This window comes from Flagellimonas crocea (assembly GCF_033441595.1).
GTDB lineage: Bacteria > Bacteroidota > Bacteroidia > Flavobacteriales > Flavobacteriaceae > Flagellimonas > Flagellimonas crocea.
This window is the reverse complement of record NZ_JAUZVX010000001.1, coordinates 667,626-685,162: the sequence shown is the minus strand read 5'-3', so window position 1 is coordinate 685,162 and position 17,537 is coordinate 667,626. Positions and strand designations below refer to the sequence as shown.

12 protein-coding genes, 1 tRNA gene and 1 pseudogene are annotated in these 17,537 nt (G+C 43.4%); 5 read left to right on the top strand and 9 right to left on the bottom strand.

Annotated features, from left to right (window positions below):
- Positions 1-237: 237 nt before the first annotated feature.
- Positions 238-322, bottom strand: a tRNA-Ser gene (locus tag SD449_RS03130).
- Positions 323-550: 228 nt separating this feature from the next.
- Here SD449_RS03130 and SD449_RS03125 point away from each other — a divergent pair.
- Together SD449_RS03125 and SD449_RS03120 are read left to right on the top strand one after the other, a co-directional pair.
- Positions 551-1,303, top strand: coding sequence for a sulfite exporter TauE/SafE family protein (locus tag SD449_RS03125; RefSeq protein ID WP_318309186.1), 753 nt, complete (start codon positions 551-553; stop codon positions 1,301-1,303).
- Between the two features lie 12 nt (positions 1,304-1,315).
- Positions 1,316-2,509: a DegT/DnrJ/EryC1/StrS family aminotransferase gene (locus SD449_RS03120; protein WP_318308677.1), complete on the top strand. Its 1,194-nt coding sequence runs from the start codon at positions 1,316-1,318 to the stop codon at positions 2,507-2,509.
- A 167-nt stretch (positions 2,510-2,676) separates the two neighbouring features.
- On the opposite strand, the gene ribB is transcribed toward SD449_RS03120, so the two are convergent.
- The 8 genes and pseudogenes from ribB to SD449_RS03080 all read right to left on the bottom strand — a co-directional run bounded on the left by ribB (position 2,677) and on the right by SD449_RS03080 (position 12,814).
- Positions 2,677-3,816, bottom strand: coding sequence for a 3,4-dihydroxy-2-butanone-4-phosphate synthase (ribB, locus tag SD449_RS03115; RefSeq protein WP_318308675.1), 1,140 nt, complete (start codon positions 3,814-3,816; stop codon positions 2,677-2,679).
- Between the two features lie 568 nt (positions 3,817-4,384).
- Positions 4,385-5,800, bottom strand: a pseudogene (locus tag SD449_RS03110) (LptF/LptG family permease); the annotation flags it as partial.
- Between the two features lie 72 nt (positions 5,801-5,872).
- Positions 5,873-6,520 carry a LolA family protein gene (locus SD449_RS03105; RefSeq protein WP_318309185.1) on the bottom strand — a complete coding sequence of 216 codons (648 nt, stop codon included), beginning with the start codon at positions 6,518-6,520 and terminating at the stop codon, positions 5,873-5,875.
- 4 nt (positions 6,521-6,524) lie between these two features.
- A complete protein-coding gene (locus SD449_RS03100) occupies positions 6,525-8,915 on the bottom strand; it encodes a DNA translocase FtsK (protein WP_318308672.1) in 2,391 nt (796 codons plus the stop codon).
- Positions 8,916-8,977: 62 nt separating this feature from the next.
- Entirely contained in the window at positions 8,978-9,343 is a 366-nt protein-coding gene (locus SD449_RS03095) for a diacylglycerol kinase family protein (protein WP_318308671.1), read from the bottom strand.
- Complete coding sequence (gene tpx / locus SD449_RS03090; RefSeq protein ID WP_318308670.1) at positions 9,336-9,842, bottom strand: thiol peroxidase; 507 nt, start codon at positions 9,840-9,842, stop codon at positions 9,336-9,338. Before tpx ends, SD449_RS03095 begins: the two co-directional genes overlap by 8 nt.
- A 188-nt stretch (positions 9,843-10,030) precedes the next feature.
- Entirely contained in the window at positions 10,031-11,521 is a 1,491-nt protein-coding gene (nhaC, locus tag SD449_RS03085) for a Na+/H+ antiporter NhaC (RefSeq protein WP_318308669.1), read from the bottom strand.
- Between the two features lie 72 nt (positions 11,522-11,593).
- Complete coding sequence (locus SD449_RS03080) at positions 11,594-12,814, bottom strand: aminotransferase class I/II-fold pyridoxal phosphate-dependent enzyme (RefSeq protein WP_318308667.1); 1,221 nt, start codon at positions 12,812-12,814, stop codon at positions 11,594-11,596.
- A 150-nt stretch (positions 12,815-12,964) separates the two neighbouring features.
- On the opposite strand from SD449_RS03080, the gene SD449_RS03075 reads away from it, so the two are divergent.
- From SD449_RS03075 to SD449_RS03065, 3 genes are all read left to right on the top strand, one after another.
- Positions 12,965-13,423: an Lrp/AsnC family transcriptional regulator gene (locus tag SD449_RS03075; protein ID WP_318308665.1), complete on the top strand. Its 459-nt coding sequence runs from the start codon at positions 12,965-12,967 to the stop codon at positions 13,421-13,423.
- Positions 13,424-13,797: 374 nt separating this feature from the next.
- Positions 13,798-15,348 carry a BspA family leucine-rich repeat surface protein gene (locus SD449_RS03070; RefSeq protein WP_318308663.1) on the top strand — a complete coding sequence of 517 codons (1,551 nt, stop codon included), beginning with the start codon at positions 13,798-13,800 and terminating at the stop codon, positions 15,346-15,348.
- 380 nt (positions 15,349-15,728) lie between these two features.
- A complete protein-coding gene (locus SD449_RS03065; protein WP_318308662.1) occupies positions 15,729-17,294 on the top strand; it encodes a BspA family leucine-rich repeat surface protein in 1,566 nt (521 codons plus the stop codon).
- Positions 17,295-17,537 lie beyond the last annotated feature (243 nt).

Below are 17,537 nucleotides of genomic sequence, written 5' to 3'. Positions count from 1 at the left end.
TTTAACATTAAACACCTTGAAATTATGAAAAAAAATTTAAAAGGAGTTTATTGTAAATACTTGATAAACAGAATAATATAAGCGATTAGGTGCCCCTTTTTGAAGTTGCTATAGGGGGCACCGAAAGGGGCACTATTAAGTATGGTTTCAAATGATATTATTTGATATCATAAAAAATAAAAAACCCTGTAAATTATTGATTTACAGGGTTTAATGTGTTGAGATGTTATTTCTCAGCGGAGGAAGAGGGATTCGAACCCCCGGAGGTGTGACCCTCAACAGTTTTCAAGACTGCCGCATTCGACCACTCTGCCATTCCTCCAATACAATTAGGAGTATTGGTTTTAAAAATCGCCGCTCCCGATAGCTATCGGGACGAACACTTTACCATTCCTCCTAAGCGGGTGCAAATATATAAAGCTTTTTCTTATCCCAAAAGACCTTTTTATATTATTGTTGAATTCATTGGCCCAAATCATTTTCACTCAACCAACAAAAGTTTGTAAAATTCAGTATGTCCGTTCAAAACAATGGTCATACCTTTGTTTTTATGCTTGAATGGTACCATTATTTGCTGCTGATCGCCGTAGGTTTTGCGGTAGGATTTATCAACACTGTGGCGGGAGGTGGTTCCCTCTTGTCGCTGCCAACGCTTATCTTTTTGGGATTGCCGCCAGCAGTGGCCAATGGCACCAACCGGGTAGCCATTGTTATACAAACTGCCATGGGAACAGCGGGATTTCGTAGCAAGGGGGTTTCTACCTATCCCTTTAATGTGTATTTGGGGGTTTCCGCTTTTTTAGGTTCCATAATCGGGGCCTACATTGCCGTAGATATTGATGGTGAGACTTTTAACCGGATTTTGGCCATAGTGATGATAGCCGTGGTACTCATTATCATCTTCAAACCAAAAATGCGGATAGAGGAGATGCAGGAACGGCTCACGGGCAAATACCTTTGGGTGGCCATGGTCGTCTTCTTCTTTTTTGGTATTTATGGTGGATTTATCAATGCCGGTCTCGGTTTTTTAATGATGCTGTTTTTGCATTATTTTAATCAAATGAACCTGGTAAGATCCAATGCCACTAAAGTGGCCGTGGTCTTTATTTATATGTTGGCCGCTTTGGCCGTGTTTGCATTCAACGATAAAGTCGATTGGAAACTGGGTTTTGTGCTTGCTATTGGAAATGGTTCCGGTGCTTGGTTCGCCAGTAGGTTCTCTGTGAAAAAGGGGGATGGGTTCATAAAAACATTTTTGGTCATCGCCGTTATTTTGATGGCCATCAAACTATGGTTCTTTTAAACAAAATATATTATGCCTGGATTTGAACTTTTTGGGGACAAGGAAAGAAAAGAAGTACAAGATGTAATGGACTCTGGAGTGCTCATGCGCTATGGGTTCGATGGTATGCGAAACGGACATTGGAAAACCAAGGAACTTGAAGCAGGGCTGTCCAAGCGGATGCAGTCCAAACATGCCCATGCCGTGAGTAGCGGTACTGCGGCCTTGACGGTGGCTTTGGCCAGTGCTGGCATTGGAGCAGGGGATGAAGTGATCATGCCCACCTTTACCTTTGTGGCCAGTTTTGAATCCATCTTGGCACTGGGTGCCGTACCCATTTTGGTGGATATTGATGATACGCTCACTTTAAAACCCGAAGCGGTGGAAAAGGCCATCACCCCGAGAACCAAAGTGGTGATGCCCGTGCACATGTGCGGTTCCATGGCCGATTTGGGCGCCTTGAAGGCAATTTGTAAAAAACATGGACTATTGTTGTTGGAAGATGCCTGCCAAGCCATAGGCGGAACCTATAAAGGCAAACCTTTGGGTAGCATTGGTGATTTGGGTTGCTTTTCCTTTGATTATGTAAAAACCATTACCTGCGGAGAAGGGGGGGCGATAATTACCGACAATGAGGAGTATTACGAAAACGCCCATAAGTATTCCGATCATGGTCACGATCATATCGGGAATAACAGAGGGGCGGAAGAACACCCATTTTTAGGATATAATTTTAGAATCTCTGAAATGAATGCGGCAGTAGGTGTTGCCCAATTGGCCCGTTTGGATGAATTTTTAGCGATTCAAAAACGAAATTATGGCATTTTAAGGGAAGCATTGTCAGGTATTCCCGAAGTGATTTTTAGAACCGTTCCGGATGGGGGAGAGGAGAACTATTCTTTTCTCAATTTTTTCATGCCAACCGAAGAATTGGCACAAATTACCCATCAAGAATTGATCGAGGCTGGTGTGGATGGTTCTTTTTATTGGTACGACAATAACTGGCACTATTACAGAAAATGGGAGCATCTAACAGACAAGAAATCATTGGGAAAGCTACCTAAAGATGTGCAAGAGTCTTTGCCTGATTACAGTAAAGCAGATTTTTCTGAATCCGATAAATGGATGTCCAGAAACATCTCTTGCTTGATCAAGTTGGGATGGTCCGAAGAGGAAGTAGTACAACGTGCCGAAAAAATGGTCGAGGCGATTAAAGCTGCATTATAATCATTCTTCTGAAATGTTGATTTTCAATCGGTAAAATTGAATTCTACGAATGGTCTCGAATACTTTTGCACTTGAACTTGCATATGAAAAGGAGATTCGTCAGTCGCTTCGATCTTTCAGAATGACAGCAGGAAACTTATACTTGCCTCTTGAATCCAAGGTGTCACCTAATAATTAACGTACTCCACAATCTCAAGACCGTAGCCTACCATGCCCACACGTCGGGTTTGGCCAGAATTGGTCAATAAGCGGATTTTGGAAATATTGATGTCGTGCAAGATCTGCGCGCCGATGCCGAAATCCTTGTTGTCCATTTCCACTTTTGGAGCTTTGGTCACTCCATTTCCCTGAATTTTTTTGAACTCGGATAATCTGCTCAACAGGTTCATCGACTGGTTGCCTTGGTTAATGAAGATTATGGCGCTTTTTTCCTCCTTGTTCAATGCATCGAACATGCGTTGTAGGCCTTCATCTGGATTATTGGTGAGCGTACCCAGGATATCGTTGTTTACCAAAGTCGAATTGATACGGGTAAGCACGGGCTCCCCAATTTTCCAATTTCCCTTCAGCAAAGCGATATGTACCTGCTCGTTGGTGGTCTGTTGATATGCTCGCAATCTAAATTGGCCAAATCTGGTATTGATGGTAAATGCTTCCTTAAGGTCTATCAAGCTATCATGTTCCATGCGGTAGGCAATCAGGTCCTCAATGGAAACGATTTTAATATCGAACTTTTTGGCCACTTCCATCAATTGGGGCAGGCGCGCCATGGAACCGTCCTCGTTCATGATTTCCACGATTACGCCCGCTGGTTCCAAACCGGCCAATCGGGCAAAATCAATTGCGGCCTCCGTATGTCCGGTTCGTCGCAATACGCCTCCTTCTTTGGCAATCAATGGAAAAATATGTCCAGGTCTCGCCAACTCATGGGGTTTGGTTTCCTTATCGGTGAGGGCGAGTACCGTTTTGGCCCTGTCCGCGGCAGATATGCCCGTAGTGACCCCTTTGCCTCTCAAATCCACAGAAACGGTAAAAGCGGTTTCCAATGGGTCCGTATTGTGCGTTACCATTTTATGGAGACCCAGTTCCTTGCAGCGTCCCTCCGTGAGGGGAGCGCAGATAAGACCGCGGCCGTGTTTGGCCATAAAATTGATGGTTTCAGGAGTAATCAATTCTGCTGCGGCCAAAAAATCGCCTTCGTTTTCCCTGTTCTCATCATCCACTACAATAATGACCTTACCTTCCCTAATATCGGCAATGGCTTCTTCAATGGCGTTCAGTTTTATATTACTTGAATCTAAAGACATTTTATCGGATTAGTTTCATATCTTCTCTCAACGATTTTTTTACGTAAAAGTAGAAGACAAAATAAATCAATGTGCCAAGGATAAATGCTATCATAGGATTAAATTGCCCATCCTTTTTGATTATTTTGTAGATGTTTAAATACTTAATTCCAGATTTAATAATATAAATTAGATAGCCTAGAATAAATAAGTTAGAAAGGATGATATATAATATATCCCCAAGTTTTGAATCTGGCAATATTAAAAAAGAAAGCGGCACGAAAACTATAGCTGAAAAGTATAAGATAAACGCAATTTTAGAATCCGATTTAAAACCTTTATACATTGCTTCGGCCCTTTCGTAGGCCTGATTCTTTAGAACTCCTTTTAATCTCAACTCTTCAATACTAATTCCCCTTTTTTCCAAAACAGAAATAGCTGTGTTTCTATAAGATGAATCAAAATCATATTGTTTAAAATTTTTAATGATATCCATCAACTTTTCATCCTCGTAGGCCCCGAGGTTTTTAATGGTATTTTGATCACCAATTTCATCAAATCCTGATTCATTTATTTCCTTAGAATCATCAGATTTCTTTTTAAACAATGATTTGATACGGTCTATAAAGTGTCCAAATCCAATCAATCCCTTATCCGCAGTTGCCCTTCGGGTAAGCGACACACCCAGTGGTAACATGATCAGTGTAGGGAGCCAAGCTCCGATTGCGGGGTGGATGTTGCCCTCTTTGGCATAGTTCCCAGCAAATACACCAATAAAATAATAGGTCAAAAATAAAATAATGGCGACTACCATGGGCAACCCAAGACCTCCTTTACGGATAATCGCTCCCAGAGGCGCACCCACAAAAAACAAAATAATACAGGAAAGTGCAAGTGCGTATTTTTGGTGTAGGGACAAAATGTGACTATTGTAAAACTTATATCTACTCTGTAGCTCTTCTTTTTTGGAGACTACCGTGCTCAAGATACTTGAAACCTCGTTCTGGGCTTTCTTTACCAATTGTGTTTGTTCCCAGTGGTCCAGACTTGCCATAAATTGCTCCAAGGTTTTTACGGAATCCTGCTCGGTTTGTTCGGGTTTTTGTTTTTCAGGTCTACTTAGCTCTAGATTCTGTTTTAAAGTGTCTTTGGGTGATTTAAACGGGAAGGCTCCCATACGATTGACCACGTTTTTGGAGAATGCCTCTACTTTTTCAAGGTTGTTTTCACGTAATGAATCAATATCCTTGATCAGCCTACCTACATTCTTCATTTTGTTGGTGGTGATGTTTTGGTCCTCTTCCAAATCCTGGTCGTTGAGTTCCGAAATATCGATATTAATGGTGTAGGTCTCAAAATTGGATTTGGCAAAAGGCTGTTTGCGTTTTTCCTTTGGATCTTTGGAAATAAGTTCCTGATAATAATTGCCATCCTTCAAGACCAATTGGATGATATCGGATTCCTCACTACTTATCAATTCCCCAGATTTGGCCTTGATCACGGTATTATTGATGTTCTGTTCCGTTTTTTTATGGATGATGACGTTGTCCAAGAAACGGTCCTGTTCGCCATATTTTTTATCCACCTTAATGTTCATGCCCTGACCTGTTCCTTCAAAATCGCTGAAGACTCCCTCGGTAATGGCCGCAGCGGGTTTTACCTTGGCAATGTTCCGCCTTAGGTTGAACATTTTTTGTTCGGATTTTGGAATCACGTCATTGGCAAAAAAGAAAGTGACGAAGCCCAAGAACAACACAAACACAATAAGGCTTCGCATCCCTCGCTGCAAGGATATGCCAGAGGCTTTCATAGCAGCGAACTCATAGTTTTCCGCAAAAGTACCAAAGGTAAGGATGGAGGAGAGAAGGACCGTAAGCGGTAACACCTTATCTACCAAGGTAGGAATGAAGTAAAAAATAAACTTTCCAATAATGACCATGCCCAATCCCTTTCCTGCCAAATCATCTATGAAAAGCCATATTCCCTGAAAAATGAATATGACGATCAAAATGAAAAAGGAACTGAAGAAGTTGTAAAGAAATCTTCTTAGTATATACTGGTCAAGTATTTTCAATGCCTAGTTTCTTATGATATAATACCCCTTGTCCTCGTATTTTTTCTCATCAAAGTTAAACAGAGTACTTGAGATGGGCTGATTGGTTTTGAAAGAATTAACGGTAATCGTGGTTTTGGTACCATTGTTTCCTGTTTGAATCAGCTTGTAGATGTGCTTGGTCTGGGTATCGATGCCCAATAGCACTGATTTGATCTCGGTGTCGGAATCGATGGGAATCAATTTTACGTATTGAATTTTTCTACCTCCCACATTTTGCAGGATGTCCCACTGGTAGTTGTGCCCCGTTTTGTAAAATGTCAACATTTTTGAGGGACTCACGTTGTCATTGTCCTCATTCACGTCCTCAATGGTGACCTCCTCGTTTTCGGGAACAACGGTGTACACCTTTTTACCATCGTACAATTGTCTGGCACCAAAATAGTTCAGCACGTATTTTTCACCGTCCAAGGTCACGTTTCCGTTGGTTTCCTGCTTCAGATTGGCTTCAGTGTTTTCAATAGTGGATTGAAAATCGATAAAAATATTATCGTAGCTCTGCACTTTGTTGTAGACCTCGTCCAAAAGACCCTTTGCCTTGTCGGAATTTTGTCCGTAGGAAAAAATTGAGACGGTCAACAATGCTATAAAAAGAATATTTTTCTTGATCATGGTGTTATTTTGCTTCATTTTCTAATAATTGTTCCAAAGAGTACATGTCCGGCACCAAAACCTGTCGGGCCTTGCTTCCTTCAAATGGACCTACTATTCCAGCAGCTTCCAATTGATCTATAATTCTACCGGCCCTATTGTACCCCAATTTTAATTTTCGTTGGATCAAGGATGCTGAACCTTGCTGGGCTATTACAATGACTTCTGCCGCTTCGCGGAACATGGCATCTCTTTCCGAGATATCATTATCAAGACTTGTGCCAGATTCTTCGCCTACATACTCGGGCAATAAGTGTGCTTCTGGGTAGGCGCGCTGCGAACCTATGTAATCCGTTATTTTGGCAACTTCGGGAGTGTCCACAAAGGCGCACTGCAACCTGGTGACATCGTTCCCTTGGGTAAACAACATATCTCCCCGTCCGATAAGCTGGTCGGCGCCCTGTGTGTCCAAAATGGTCCTGGAATCGATTTTGGAGGTTACCCTAAAAGCGATCCTCGCGGGGAAGTTGGCCTTTATGATTCCCGTGATTACGTTTACGGACGGTCTTTGGGTGGCAATGATCAAATGTATACCGATTGCCCGGGCCAATTGTGCCAATCTGGCAATAGGGGTTTCTACCTCTTTGCCGGCTGTCATGATAAGGTCGGCAAATTCATCTATCACCAAAACGATATAGGGTAGAAACTTATGTCCATCGTTCGGGTTCAATTTTCTTGCTTTGAATTTGACGTTGTATTCTTTAATGTTTCGGACCATGGCAGCCTTGAGCAACTCGTAGCGGTTGTCCATTTCTATACAAAGCGAATTCAAAGTGTTGATTACTTTCGCGTTGTCCGTGATTATGGCTTCTTCGGAATCGGGAAGTTTTGCCAAAAAGTGACGTTCAATTTTATTGTAGAGCGTAAGTTCCACTTTTTTGGGGTCCACGAATATAAATTTGACCTCGGCGGGATGCTTTTTGTACAACAGGGATGTGATCACTGCGTTCAGACCTACGGATTTACCCTGGCCAGTGGCACCTGCCATGAGCATGTGCGGCATTTTGGCCAGATCGACAACAAAGGTCTCGTTGCTGATGGTTTTTCCGAAGGCAATGGGCAGTTCCATCTCTGCTTTTTGGAACTTATTGGAAGCAATCACGGAACGCATGGAAACAACTGTCGCGTTTTTATTGGGCACCTCGATACCTACCGTACCCTTGCCCGGAATGGGAGCGATGATACGTATTCCCAATGCAGCCAAGGACAGCGCGATATCATCCTCCAGGTTTTTGATCTTTGAAATTCGGATACCCGCTTCGGGTACGATTTCGTAAAGGGTCACCGTTGGACCGATGGTCGCCTTGATTTGGGCGATTCCGATCTTATAGTTTTTAAGGGTGCTTACGATTCGATTTTTGTTTTCCTCGAGCTCCTCTTGGTTGATGGTGATACCACCAGAAGCACCGTGCGCTTCCAAAAGGTCAAGGGTCGGGAACTTATAATTTCCCAGTTCTAGTTTAGGGTCGAACTCACCAAAATCCTTTACAAGTTTGGCGGCCTTTACATCAGTTTCTTCTTCCTCAATCGGGGTTTCTTCGACTTTTAGGGCAATATCGGATTCCTCTTCCTCTGGAATGTTCACGTCCAAACCGGCTTCGTCCAATGGCGGGATGTCCTTTTTATGGGTATAGGTGTCTATTTTTTCGGGAACGGTATCCTCGGTTGTCAGAACAATGCCATCTTCCCCTTCATCCTCTACAGGAGTTTCTTTGGTTTGGTTTGATTGTTCTTCAGTAAAGTCCGACTTAATTTTTTGCTTTTGTCTTTTGAAGAAATTAGCGAATCCTTCTGGTGTAAAATTGAAAAGTTGCACCAAAATCACCATCAAAACAAAAATCAGGATCAAGAACACGCCTATTTTGCCTGTGTAATCCTGAAGGAAATCGTTCATCTCATAACCAATCAACCCGCCCAAAAGAGGATAATCGGCCGCAAAAAAGCCCAAGGCAATAGATCCCCAGATAACGCCGACCAAGCCCCAAATCCATTTGGAAACAAGGCCCTTACTGTCCAGGCCCAGAAAAAGATACAGTCCGGTTATCGCCAATAAAAAAGGAAATGCAAAGGATGCCAGTCCGAAGCCCTTGTACATGAAAAAATGGCTCACGTTGGCCCCGAACTTGTTGAGCAAGTTGCTGGCTTGGGCATTTCGGTCCGCAAATTGCGAAAGCATGCTCTGATCTTCTTGCCATGTAAAATAGAATGACATGAAAGAGAAGAATAGCGCAATGCTGAGAACGATCAAAAGGCTACCAAATATGATTTTGTTCTGCTTGGAAGGCTTAAAAGACACCTTTTTTTTGGCAGTGGCGGTAGTTTTGCTTGATTTTGATTTTGTTCTTTTTTTGGCCATCAATTGTTTTTAAGCGGGGCTAAGTTACAAATTTACGTTGCTACTGTTGGACTTGGATTTGGCTAAAAAATCTTGGGTATATAGATTATCAAGCCAATAATACTTGCAATAATGGATACTATCATAACGGCGCCTGCAGAAATATCTTTTATGAAACCAATTTTTGGGTCCAATTGGGGATGGATATAATCACAGATTTTCTCAATGGCGGTATTTATTCCTTCCACTCCCATAACCAGACCTATGGCCAAAAGCTGTAGAATCCATTCGGTACTGGAAATTTGAAAGTAAAAGCCAAAGGCGACTACGATCAATGTGATGAAGAACTGGATCTTGATGCTGGGTTCCGTGCGCAACAAGAGCAGCATACCTCTAAGGGCATACCCAACACTTTTGATCCTGTTCTTGAAAAAAGATTCCCTAGGCATCCATCAATGCTTCAAGGGCAGCTTTGTAATTGGGCTCATCCACGGTTTCCGCTACTTGTTCGGAATAGACTACTTCGCCATTTTCGTCCACTACGACCACGGATCGTGATAGCAGGCCTTGCAAAGGACCGTCAGTAAATTCCACCTTGTAGGATTTTCCAAAATTGCCGTCCCTGAAATCGGATAGGGTCTCTACCTTGTCGATTCCCTCCGCGCCACAAAAGCGGGCCTGTGCAAAAGGCAAATCCTTGGAGATGCACAAGATTTTGGTGTTGTCCAACTCGGCGGCTTCTTGGTTGAACTGGCGCACGGATTGTGCGCAAGTTCCCGTATCGATGCTTGGAAAAATATTAAGGACGACCTTTTGACCCCTGTAGTCGGAAAGACTGGCGGTGGACAGGTCGGTTTTTACCAAAGTAAAGTCTGGCGCTTGGGAACCATTTTCAGGGAGGTTGCCAAGGGTATTGATTTCATTTCCTTTTAATGTAACAGTTGACATAATCGTGATTTTGATTCGGAGCCAAAAATACTAAAAAAACTATCCAGTAATAGACTTCTGGACGGTTCTTATTTTAGCTTTTCAAATCATTTTCACGTCCAATCACCCAACGGGTGCCTTTGCCCATAACGGCAAAATTCAAGTTTTGCATCAGGGTTTTTCCAAATTGATTATGGTTTCAAAAAAAATTATTCAGCTGTTGTTGTGGTAAGTTGCTTGATCTTGATTCTGAAAGCGGCAAAAAGCAAGGTCATTATAGGGCTCAACCAGTTAAAAATGGCATATAGGAAGTATTCCCCAACGCCCACGCCCAAAACACCGCTATGGTATGCCCCACAAGTATTCCACGGAACCAAAACAGAGGTTACAGTACCTGAATCCTCTAAGGTCCTGCTCAAATTTTCTGGAGCAAGGCCACGTTCCCTGTAAGCTTTTGAAAACATTTTGCCTGGTACCACAATGGCCAGATACTGATCAGATGCGGTCACGTTCAAGGCCAAACAGCTTCCTACGGTGCTTGCAAAGAGCCCAAAGGTGGTCTTGGCCAGTTTTAAAAGTGACTCGGTAATACGCTCCAAAGCACCTATACCGTCCATAATACCCCCGAAGACCATGGCACAAACAATCAGCCAAATGGTGCCCAGCATACCGGACATTCCGCCGGAAGAAAACAAATCGCTCAAGGCGGGGTCGTTGGTGGCAATTTGAGTGTCCACGGTAATGGCATTTAAAATTCCTTTGTAGCCAGATTCAAAGTTCAGAACGGTCCCGCCACCAATATTGGCCACGATATCCGGCTGGAAAATCAGTGCGGCCACTCCGCCCAGCAACGTTCCTACAAGCAGAGCCATTAAAGGCGGTGCTTTTTTTACGATCAACCCAATGACCACTAAAGGAACGATAAAAAGCCAACCGTTGATGTTAAAAGTAGCTTTGATATTCGTCAACAAAGTACTTGTGTCCGCTTCCCCTGAAGTATCAATGGTAAACCCTAAAATAATAAAAACGATAAGGGTTATTACTATGGTGGGAACGGTCGTGTAGACCATGTAACGGATATGCGAAAACAAATCGCCGCCAGCCATGGCAGGCGCCAAATTGGTAGTATCGCTCAAAGGTGACATTTTATCACCAAAATATGCTCCGGAAAGCACCGCTCCGGCCGTCATCCCCAACGAGATCCCCAATGCATCGCCAATACCGATCAAAGCGATACCAACGGTCGCCGCTGTGGTCCAGCTACTGCCTGTTGCAATGGAGATAATGGCACAAATGACCACACAGGCGGCCAAAAATATGGTAGGGTTCAAAATTTGAAGGCCATAATAGATCATGGCGGGTATAATGCCGCTGACCAACCAAGTGCCTGACAGTGCCCCGACCATTAAAAGTATAAGCAGGGCGCCTGTTGTGGAGCGCACATTTTCTGCCACTTCATCAATCATCTGGTCGTAGGAGACTTTATTGAAAAAACCAACAATGGCGGCTACGGCACCGCCCATCAATAAAATAAATTGATTGGAACCGCTTAGGGCATCGTCACCAAAAACAAAAACGTTGTAGGCCAACATGGCAACCAATGCCACTACGGGAATAAGTGCTTCCCCGATGCTCAGATTTTTATTGTCAACAATGTGTTCGTCTTCCCTAAACTTTTGATTTTCCTCTTTGTTCGGCATTTGGTCTGAGTTTGTTAAGAGGTAATATTACGATTTTGCACCATGTTGTGCAAACCCAATAAGTCCTCTTGTTTAGGCCAAACTTGCATCCGTGGACAAAATATCCAACTTTTCCATGCAACTGCGCATCGTAGTGTAGGTTTTGTGGATGTCGTTGTCCAGACCAATGGAAAAACGGATAAGTCCTTGGGAGAGGCCGAGTTCCTTTTGTTCTTCTTCAGGTATTTCGGAAGATGTGGAGGTTCCCGATGCACTGAACAGGGTTTTATAGAATCCAAGGCTTACGGCCAAATAGCCCAATTTTTCTTTTTGCATCAGTTCCATCAAGGCATTTGCCCGTTCCACCGAACCTACATCAAGGGTAAGCATACCGCCAAAACCATATTCGTGGTTCATTTGGGATTTCATCAAATTATGTCCAGAATGACTTTCCAATCCGGGGTAAACCACTTTCAGACCGTCTTTTTCAAATTGTTTGGCCAAATAATGTGCATTTTCACTGTGTTTTTTGATACGAATATGCAGGGTGCGCATATTCTTCAAAATGGAAGCGGCACGAAGACTGTCCAACGTACTCCCCAAGAGCATGCCGGCTCCGTTGTTCACATCTTTCAGGCTTAAACAGAAATCCGTTGTTCCACAAACGGCTCCGGCAACGCAATCACTGCTACCGTTGATGAATTTTGTTAAACTGTGCACTACAATATCGGCGCCCAGTTTTGCTGCATTTATGGTCAATGGGGAGAAGGTGTTGTCCACCACCAAGGGCATATCACTGTTTTTGGCGATTTTGGACAAGGATGGAATATCGGCAATTTCCAACAACGGATTGCTAACTGCCTCGCAATAGATCATCTTGGTCTTTGGCGTGATGGATTTTTCAACGGTTTCTAAATCGGTAATGTCCACAAAGGAGACATCAATGTGGAACTTCTTTACGAAATTCTTCAAGAAGGCATAGGTTCCACCGTAAATTGTCCGGCTACAAACAATGTGGTCCCCAGAATCACACAGTTGAAGAATTACCGCAGTAATGGCGCCCATGCCGCTGGCATACACATTGGCGGATTCCGTTCCTTCCAATTGCGCCATGGCCTCGCCCAAATACAGGTTGGAAGGGGAGGAGTGGCGGCTGTAGAGATAACAACCTTCGGTGTTGCCTTCAAAGGTATCGAACATGGTTTTTGCCGATAGAAATGTGTACGTAGAAGAATCTGATATAGAGGGATTTACACCTCCGAATTCACCAAAATATTGAAGATCTTGAATGTGTTCCGATGCTTTGTAGTCCATAATGTATCATTTTTGTTAAAACTAGGAATATGTAGATATAAAATCAATAGTAATAGTAAAATGAAGACCATTTAACCTTTAAAACGAATAAATTAGGAAAATAATCTATAAAATATGATTTTAGCCATATTGACTAGAAAAATCGTCGGTATGAAACTGGATAAAGTGGACATTGAGTTGATCAGGTTGCTCCAAGCGGACAGCAAAAAAACGACCAAACAATATGCGGATGCTTTGCATTTGTCCAAAACGGCGGTCTACGAGCGTATTCGCCGTTTGGAACGCAATGGCGTAATCACACAATACACGGCCTTGGTGGACAAGGTGAAAGTGGGCCGAGATTTTATGGTGCTCTGTCAGATTCGATTGGTGCAGCATACCAAGGAAAATGTTTTGAAGTTCGAGAAGGAAGTGCTCCAGTTGCAAGAAGTATCCGAATGCTTTCACGTGGGCGGTGATTATGACTACATTTTAAAGATTTACGTGAAGGATATGAAGAGTTATCGCGAGTTTATGGTGACCAAACTTACAGCGATTGCCAATATTGGGAACACCCAAAGTTCTTTTGTAATCAATGAGGTGAAGAACAGCCCTTCGGTGCATGTTTAGTTTTTGGGAATAAGTATCAGTTTACAAACAACAATTGTCGGTTACCAGCAATTTGGAAATCCAATAATCCAACCATTCTTTCCCTTCGGTAATATGGTCTTAGTCTGTCATTCTGAGGGAGGGAAGTGAACGAAGAATCTCCCGAGCTCCAAGCTCAATCTCAATTGGCGAAAATTTGCAGAATTCCTACCTGCCGCAGGCAGACGTTTCATTTTCAATCAACCATCAATTAATAACAAAAAACAATCACCGAACATTCCCCCATCAACCCAATCCTGTCATCCGTCAACTCAGAAACTGCATATATCAATTAGGGCACAAGACATGTTCAAAAACTTCCGAATTTGCCAAGAATATTAATAAAAAAGAAAGTTATGAACTTCAAAAAAATAGTTTTAGCATTCATGGTAATAGGGATTCTTTGGTCCTGCGGAAAGGACGAGGGCCCTGATTTTCCACCATCTATATCACCCAAAATAACTGGTTTCTCTCCCACGGAAGGACCAGTGGGTACGGAAGTAATCATTAACGGGTCCAATTTTTCCAATATTGCAGCAAATAATATAGTAAAATTTGGTTCTGTAGATGCAATTGTGAGCATTGCCAGCACAACCCAGTTGACAGTAAATGTTCCCGAAGGCGCTATGACAGGAAAAATATCGGTGACCGTTGATGGGGATATCGCCACCAGTGCCGACAACTTCACCGTAACTGCCGTAGAACCTCAGAATCAAGCTCCTGAAATACTTGATCAAGAGTTTTCGCCATTGGAGAATATTACCGATACCGATGAGATTGGCCAAGTAACGGCCACCGATGCAGATGGGGATGACCTGACGTTTAGTATTGTTGACAGCGAACTGTTCACCATCTCGGATACGGGAGTGCTCACCCTTGCCGAAGGTAAAACCTTGGATTACGAAACAGAGACTTCGCACAGCTTTACGGTTACCGTTACTGACGGCGAGGATACCGCTGAGGCCAAGATCGCGATTTTGGTGCAAGATGTAGCGGAGGCCGACCCCAAGGACAAAGCAGCGTTTGTGATCACTTGGAAAACTGAGACCGACCAAGAGGATATAAGTTTCTACATTGGTGATAATTATGCCTATAATTTTCAAGTAAACTGGGGCGATGGTACCGTTGATACCATTGACACCACAGATAACTATCCGGTAGATGGGGAAGTAAAGCATACCTATGACACCGCAGGCGGTCATACCGTTGCGATATATGGGGAGCTACCTTGGTTTGTGGTCGGCCCGGAAAATCCGAACGCTGTGAAGCTGACCAGCGTTGAACAATGGGGGGATATCGCATGGCAAGATTTATCTTATGCCTTTGCCTCTTGTTCCAATATGGCTTACAATGCCACCGATTTGCCAGACCTTACCAGTGTGACCAATTTATCCTATATGTTTGCACAGGCCAGCTTGTTCAATGGAGGCATTAGTGGGTGGGTTACTACCAGCGTTACGAATATGTCATATATGTTTGCACAGGCCAAGTCGTTCAATGGCGACCTTAGTGAATGGGATACTTCAAATGTAACGAGTATGTTAGCAATGTTTTATCAAGCAGAATTGTTCAATAGTGACATTAGTGGTTGGGATACAAGTAACGTAACCACTATGGAAGGTTTGTTTGGAGGTGCCTTATCTTTTGACCAAGACCTTGGAAGCTGGGATATAAGTAAGGTAGAACAGATGGGATTGATGTTGAGCAATAGCGGAATGAGTATTGCAAACTACGAAAATACGTTGCTGGGATGGAGCGTATTGGATGAAGCTGAAACACAGATTCCGTTAAACATCACCTTAGGAGCAACAGGTTTGACCTATTGTACTTCCGCAGGTAAAAGTACATTGATCAACGATTTTTCATGGACCATCAACGATGATGGTTTTGACCCAAATTGCTTTTAATTTATCAATTATTTTTTCTAAAAGCACCGGGAGCCGATTGGTTTCCGGTGTTTTTTGTTTTTAGGAGTGATAGGTCGGTCTACAATGAACAATTGTCAATAAACAGTTAACAATGAGCAATTAAAGTAGGTCAATTCCGATTTGTCCCTTCGGCTCCCTGCCTGCCTCAGGCGGGCACTCAGGGTCCTGTTCAGGATGACAACAATCCAACCATTATTTTCGTAACCTTTAATCCATAGCATTTTCCCCTTTCTCCCAATTCCCCATCAACCCAACCCTATCATCCGTCAATCCAAAAAGGGCATTGGTCAATTGGTGGCCAAAAACCTTGCAGAAACTCCCGAATTTGCCAAGAATATATAATCCAAAAACAAAAAAATATGAAAAAGATACTTTTTTCGGTAGTTGTTGTGGCCATGCTCTGGTCCTGCGGAAAGGACGATGGTCCGAGTACCCCACCGGTATCGGCGAAGCCGACGATAACGGACTTCAATCCCAAAACCGGCCCCGTGGGCACCGAGGTGACCATTACCGGGACGAATTTCTCCACCACCAAGGCCGACAATTTGGTCAAGGTGAGGAACACGGTGGCCACGGTGTCCAGTGCCAGTGCCACCCAGTTGAAGGTGACCGTTCCGGCCGGTGCCCAAACGGGCAAGATAACGGTGGCGGTGGACGGCGAGACCGCTACAAGTACGGCGGACTTTGTTGTGACGGCCCTGGTGCCGGAAAATTCGGCCCCCGAAATGGCCGATCAGGAATTTAAACCATTGGAGAGTATTACCGATGCCGATGAGATAGGCCAGGTAACGGCCACCGACCCCGATGGCGATACTTTGACCTTCAGCATTACCGACAGCGAGCTTTTTGTTATCTCGGATGCGGGCATGTTGACACTGGCCGAAGGCAAAACATTGGACTTTGAAACAGAAACCACGCACAATATTACCGTAAGCGTTACCGATGGAGAGAAAAGCATAGGGGCCACGATTACCGTGTCCGTGCAGGATGTGGCCGAGGCCGACCCCAACGATAAAGCAGCCTTTGTGACCACTTGGGAGACCACTGCCCCGGAAGAGACTATTTATATTGGTGCCAATGTTGCCTATGAATATGATTTCACCATTAATTGGGGTGATGGAACAGTAGAGAATATCAATACGGTTCCTGAGAGCAATGTTTTTGAGCATACCTATACAGATGCAGGCACCTATACAGTTTCCATAATCGGGGAGTTTCCAGCGATAAATGGCGGTTCTGTTTTTGAATTATTTCTTGCAAATTCCGAATTGTTAAAATTGGTGGGTCTTGAGCAATGGGGCGCTATCGAGTGGAAATCATTAAATAATGCTTTCCACTGGTGTGCCAATATGGTCTACCATGCCACCGATGTGCCCGATCTTTCCAAGGTGACGGGTATTAAATCTATGTTCCATGGTGCCACTTCTTTTGATGGGGATATCAGTGGTTGGAACACCTCCAATGTCACTGATATGCGCTATGTGTTCAGACAAGCTATTGCCTTTAAAGGGGATATCAGTAATTGGAACACCTCCAAAGTTATTTATATGAACGACATGTTCCGTAATGCCACCTCCTTTAACGGGGATATCAGTGGTTGGAACACTGCCAGTGTGATTAGTATGGGCGGTATGTTCCGTGATGCCGATTCCTTTAACCAAGATTTAGGTAGCTGGGACATTGGTAATGTACAAAATATGTCTACTATGTTCGATGGCAGCGGGATGTCCAAGGAGAATTTTAATGCAACAATAATAGGTTGGCATGCTTTTGTCGACGCTAATAATGGACCGTTGGGAGTAACATTGGGGACAGAGGGATTAACCCTTTGCGGTTTGACCGCCTTTGAGGCAGCTACTGATTTGGGAGCGAGCTACCAATGGACTCTTGAAGGAGCAATAAATGTTGAGGAACAATGTAATTAACCGATAGAACAATAATTTTCATTGCAATTTTGTTTTTAAAGTTACCGGGAAGGCCAAGTGCTTTTCCGGTTTTTTTGTTTTTGGAGGTCAGTACGCAGTTTACAGTGAACAATTGACAATTAACAGTTAACAATGAGCAATATGTAATTGACAGTGGCTGTCAATCAGTAGGCAGTGGGCAGTGTGCAGTTAGCAATCAACAATTAATAGTGGCCATATCGAACAATCAAATAGTCCCTTTCA